We start from the raw sequence: 5,295 nt of genomic DNA, 5'->3' as shown, positions 1-5,295 counted from the left end.
GCCCGTCACCGGATGGTGACGGGCCTTCGTTCTGGTGGGCGATACTGGGTTTGAACCAGTGACCTCTTCCGTGTCAAGGAAGCGCGCTCCCACTGCGCCAATCGCCCTCGTCTGTTGCCGAGGTGGGGACGGGATTTGAACCCGCGTACACGGCTTTGCAGGCCGTTGCCTCGCCTCTCGGCCACCCCACCGAGGTTGCCCCCGTCATGCGTGGCGGCATCTCCGAGCGGACGACGGGATTCGAACCCGCGACCCTCACCTTGGCAAGGTGATGCGCTACCAGCTGCGCTACGTCCGCGTGTCTCCGGCGTTAACCGGTGACGGGTGAGAACTTTAGCCGAGCCGGCGAGCGGTTGCCAAATCGGGGTGCTTCTCGGCGCGTCTGGGGGTGGCGGGCCACCCCACCCCTGAGCTTCCTAGGAGACTGAACAGCCACTTCCCCCGTCCGAGGCGGAAAGAGCGGGTCAGTCGCGGCGTGGTCGAAGTGTCCGGATTCCGACTCTCTGGAGGGCTAACGGGCCGTGATCCGTGACGCCCCGTGTTCAAGCTGATGCGCTACGGTAACGGCGTGACGAGACGTGCGGCCGAGATCCGCCTGGATGCCCTGCTGCGCACGGCCTGTGACGTGATCGTGGAGCGGGGTCTGGCCAACACCCGCACGGCCGACGTGGCGCAGGCGGCCGGGGTGAGCCAGGCGCTGGTCTTCTACCACTTCGCCACCAAGGACCGGCTGCTCGCGCAGGCGTTCGCGTACGCGGTGGAGCAGGACCTGGCCCGACTGGACGCGGTGATGCGGTCCAGCGCCCCGCCGCTGACCAAGCTGCGCCGGATCGTGAAGCTCTACACGCCGGCCGGCCGGGCGACGTCGTGGGCCATGTGGATCGACGGCTGGGCGGAGTCGCTGCGCACCCCGGAGCTGGAAAAGGTCTCCCGTCGGCTCGACCTCCGCTGGCGGGAGGACCTCGCGGCGGTGATCTCGGAGGGTGTTCGCGACGGCACCTTCGAGTGCGCCGACCCGGCCGGCGCCGCGTGGCGGATCAGCGCCGTGATGGACGGCCTGGCGGTGCAGCTCGCGGTGCACGACCGGGTGATCTCCCGCCGCCAGCTCGCCGAGTGGGTCCGCCTGGTCACCGCCCGCGAACTCGGGCTGGACCCGGACCAGCTCGACTGACTGTCGACCGCCCGAGGCCGGCGAGCGGACCAGCTCGACCCAGGCCCGTCACCGGAGGGCGGCGGAACGGACGGGCTCGGCTGATGCGGTCATCCCCGCCCGAAGCCGGCAAAACGGCTCGGCCCCCGAGGCCACCCGGAACAATCGTCGGCATGGACCCGCTGGAGACGTACCGCCGCAGCCTGGCCGAGTTCACCGACCGGGTGGAGCTGGTCGGCCCCGGGCAGTGGTCGGACCCGACCCCCTGCCCTGACTGGGACGTCCGGGCGCTGGTCAACCACGTCGTCGGCGAGGACCGGTGGAGCGTGCCGCTGCTCGCCGGCCGGACGATCGAGGAGGTCGGCGACCGCTACGACGGCGATGTGCTCGGCCCGGATCCGGTCGAGGCGGCCCGGGACGCGGCGGCACAGGCGGAGCTGGCCTTCACCCACCCCGGGGCGCTGGAGCGCACCGTCGCGCTCTCCGCCGGCGAGACCCCGGCGGACGAGTACCTGCACCAGCTCGTCGCGGAACACCTGATCCACGGCTGGGACCTGGCCGTGGCGATCGGCGCGGACCCCCGGCTGGACGCCGACGCGGTCGCCGAGTGCGCCCGCTGGTTCGGCCGACGGATCGGCGACTACCAGCGGGACAGGCTGATCCGGGCGGAGGCCGATGTGCCGGCGGAGGCCGACCAGCAGGACCGCCTCGTCGCCGCTTTCGGCCGCGACCCCGACTGGGCGCCGTAGCCCCCGCGTCGCGCCCACCGTCACCCGGGCGGCACCAGCGCGGCGACCACCTCTCCTGGCGGCGGGCCGGGGTGCCTCGCCGACGAGCCCGTGGCGCTCCAGCAATCGACCATCGCCGGTCTCCGCGATCCGTGGAGCCGCGATCCGTGAAGCCGTCATCGCGGCCGGGGCCGCCTTGAGTAGGCGTGGCCCTTGTCCCCGCCGACCAGGGCTCATATCCACAGATGCGCATGCTTGACCGCACTGCGCGGCCGGCGGAGGGCCGGCCACCCCCGCTCCCACGAGGAGGTCCCGTGGCACAACCGGAGTGGACACCCTGGATGAGCCGGCGTCGACGCCGGCTCGTTCCCGTCCTGGCGGCGACCGCGGTGGTGGCCGCGTTGCTCCCCGCCGGCCCCACCGCCGCCGTCCCCACCGGCGGCGCCGCCACCGAACGACGCTCCGGCCCGTTCGCCGAGGGGCACGAGCACGCCGACGTCGACAACCGCCCCGGCACCGCCGCCCCCGACGCCCGGCAGCGGGGCCTGGCCCGCAAGGCCGACCCGGACGTCCGCTGGAACCGGCTCGGCACCCCGCACGCGCTCGGCCCCGCCCGCGCCCCGCTCGCCACCGGCCTCCCCGGCGACCCGGAGGCGGCCGCCCGCGCGTACCTGACCGGCAACCAGGACCTCTTCGGCCTGGACGCCGCCGCGGTCGAGGCGATGGACCGGCTGCTGGTCCGGCCGATCGGCGACGGCGCGGTGGTCACCCTCCGGCAGCGCTTCGGCGCCCTGCCGGCCGGGCACGACGGCCTGGTCACCGTCGCGGTCGCCGCCGGCACGGTCCTCGCGGTCAGCTCCTCGCTCTCCCGGGACACCGCCGCGCCGGCGCCCGCCACCCTCACCGACGAGCAGGCGTACGGCGCGGCGCTCGCCGACGCCGGCCTGGCCGCCGACGCGGTCCGCAGCCACAGCGTGCGGGCCGTCGCCGTGCCCACCCCGCTCGACGGGCCCCGGGCCGCGTACGAGGTGACCCTGATCGGCGCCGACGACGACCACCCGGAGGCGTTCACCACCTACGTCGACGGAATCACCGGGCAGGTGCTGGTCCGCGAGGACCTCGTCGACTTCGACTCCGACAACCCGAGCTGGGCCGTCTTCCCGGCCACCCCGCCGCGCGACCTCGGCCCCGGGCAGGACCCCCGGGTGCGCTGGTGCGGCGACCCCGCACCGGAGTGCCGGGAGGCGTTCCGCGACCCGGCCACCGGGCAGCCGTGGGACGTCGACGCGGCCACCGGCACGCCGACCGGCGCCGCGCGCGGCAACTCCGCCAACACCGTACGTTCCTGGGGCGGCGGCACGCCGGCCGTGCCGGTCACGCCCAGCCCGGAGCGGCGCTACGAGTACCCGTTCACCGACCAGTGGCACCAGGCCCGCTGCAACCCCGCGGTGTTCACCTCGGCACAGCGCAACGACGGCGACGCCGCGATCGCCAACCTCTTCGCCATGCACAACCGGATGCACGACTGGGCCTGGCACCTCGGCTTCACCGAGGCCACCTGGAACCTCCAGGCGGTGAACCTGACCCCGCAGGGCCGGGGCGGCGACGCCGAGCAGGGCCGCGCGCAGCAGGGCGCGCTCAGCGGCAACCGGAACAACGCCAACCAGGGCACGCCGCGCGACGGGCTGCCGCCGACCACCAACATGTACCTGTGGCAGCCGCAGGCCGGCGGGCCGTACCCGCCCTGCGTCGACGGCGACTACGACATGACGGTGATCGGGCACGAGTACACCCACGCCATCACCAACCGGATGATCGCCGGCCCGGACAGCGGCATCGGCGGGCACCAGGGCGGTTCGATGGGCGAGTCGTGGAGCGACCTGCTGGCCGCCGAGTACCTCTTCGAGCACGGGCTGCGCGCCCCCGGCGAGACGCCCTACGTCACCGGCGGGTACGTCACCGGCAACCTGGTCAGCGGCATCCGCAACCACGACTTCAGCCGCAGCCCGCTGAACTACTCCGACGTCGGTTACAACACCGGCGGGCCGGCGGTGCACGCCGACGGCGAGATCTGGAGCGCCACCAACTTCCGGGTCCGTGCCGCGCTGATGAAGCGGTACGGCGTCGGCACCCCGCAGCGCCAGCTCGACTGCGCGCAGGGCAGGGTGGCGGTGGACCAGTGCCCGGGCAACCGGCGCTGGGCGCAGCTCGTCTTCGACTCGTTCCTGCTCCAGGCCGCCAGCCAGGTCAGCATGCTCGACATGCGGGACAACATGCTCACCGCCGACCTGCTCCGTTTCGGCGGCGCCAACCAGGACCTGCTCTGGGCCGAGTTCGCCCGCTCCGGGATGGGCCGGGACGCCGCCAGCAACGGCGCCTCCGACACCGACCCGACGCCGAGCTTCGCCGCCCCCGACGCCGACAACGCCGTGTTCACCCTCCGCCCGAAGGGCGACAGCGCCGACGCGCCGATCCGGGTGTACGTCGGGGCGTACGAGGCGCGGGCGGTCCCGGTGGCCGACACCGACCCGGCGACGGCGCTGCCGGACCGGATCGAGCTGGTGCCCGGCACGTACCAACTGCTCGCCGTCGCGCCGGGCTTCGGCCACCAGCGGCTCACCGTGGTCGCCAAGGCCGGCAAGGAGGGGTACGTCGACCTGCGGATGAGCCGCAACCTGGCGTCCACCGCCTCCGGCGCGACGATCACCGGCGACGGGGTCAACCTGGACCGGATCGCCGACGACACCGAGGCGACCAACTGGGCCTCCCTCGACGGGGTGGCCGGCAAGCAGGTCACCGTGGCGCTGCCCGGCGACGCGCCGCAGGTCGTGAAGCGGATCAACGTCAGCGCGATGCTGCGCCCGTCGATCACCGGCGACGCCGACCCGGGCAGCCAGAACTCGCTCAGCGCGCTGCGGTCGTTCGCGGTGTCGGCGTGCAACGCGAAGACCACCGACTGCGCGGATCCGGCGAACTGGCAGCGGATCCACACCAGCGCGGCGGACGCGTTCCCGGGCGGGGCCTACCGGGCGTACGTGCGGGACATCAACCTGCGCGAGTTCCCGGTGCCGACCACGCTGGCCACGCACCTGCGGCTGGAGGTTCTGGCCAGCCAGTGCACCGGCGGGCCGGACTACGCGGGCGAGCAGGACGACGACCCGGCGACCACCACCGACTGCGCGACCGCCAGCCCGGCGCGTACGCAGGTCCGGATCGCGGAGTTCCAGGCGTTCTCGAAGTGACCGTCCGTCGGGGCCGGTCGGCGCGCCCGGCGGCCCCCCCCGCCCCCCCCCCGCGCGGCCGGGCCCCCCCCGCGCCGGGCGCCGGGGCCCGGGCCGGGCCGCCCGCTGTCCGACGGGGGGGCCCATCCCACCCGCCGCCGCGCGGGTTCGACGCCGCCGCCACCCTGCCCGACGT

At 74.3% G+C, this 5,295-nt stretch carries 3 protein-coding genes and 3 tRNA genes; 3 read left to right on the top strand and 3 right to left on the bottom strand.

Going from position 1 to position 5,295, the window contains the following annotated elements:
- Window positions 1-32: 32 nt before the first annotated feature.
- From AB0L34_RS30835 to AB0L34_RS30825, 3 genes are all read right to left on the bottom strand, one after another.
- Window positions 33-107: transfer RNA gene (locus tag AB0L34_RS30835), tRNA-Val, on the bottom strand.
- Window positions 108-120: 13 nt separating this feature from the next.
- Window positions 121-191, bottom strand: a tRNA-Cys gene (locus AB0L34_RS30830).
- 34 nt (window positions 192-225) lie between these two features.
- A tRNA-Gly gene (locus AB0L34_RS30825) sits at window positions 226-298 on the bottom strand.
- Between the two features lie 270 nt (window positions 299-568).
- On the opposite strand from AB0L34_RS30825, the gene AB0L34_RS30820 reads away from it, so the two are divergent.
- From AB0L34_RS30820 to AB0L34_RS30810, 3 genes are all read left to right on the top strand, one after another.
- Window positions 569-1,171 carry a TetR/AcrR family transcriptional regulator gene (locus AB0L34_RS30820; protein ID WP_350711691.1) on the top strand — a complete coding sequence of 201 codons (603 nt, stop codon included), beginning with the start codon at window positions 569-571 and terminating at the stop codon, window positions 1,169-1,171.
- A gap of 152 nt (window positions 1,172-1,323) precedes the next feature.
- On the top strand, window positions 1,324-1,899 hold the full coding sequence (locus AB0L34_RS30815) for a TIGR03086 family metal-binding protein (protein WP_363708824.1): 576 nt from the start codon (window positions 1,324-1,326) through the stop codon (window positions 1,897-1,899).
- A gap of 293 nt (window positions 1,900-2,192) precedes the next feature.
- A complete protein-coding gene (locus AB0L34_RS30810) occupies window positions 2,193-5,120 on the top strand; it encodes a M36 family metallopeptidase (protein WP_363708822.1) in 2,928 nt (975 codons plus the stop codon).
- Window positions 5,121-5,295: the final 175 nt, after the last annotated feature.

The sequence above is a fragment of the Micromonospora sp. NPDC052213 genome (assembly GCF_040679695.1).
Classification (GTDB): domain Bacteria; phylum Actinomycetota; class Actinomycetes; order Mycobacteriales; family Micromonosporaceae; genus Micromonospora.
The sequence above is the reverse complement of the archived record's forward strand: the minus strand, read 5'-3'. Positions and strand labels throughout refer to the sequence as shown.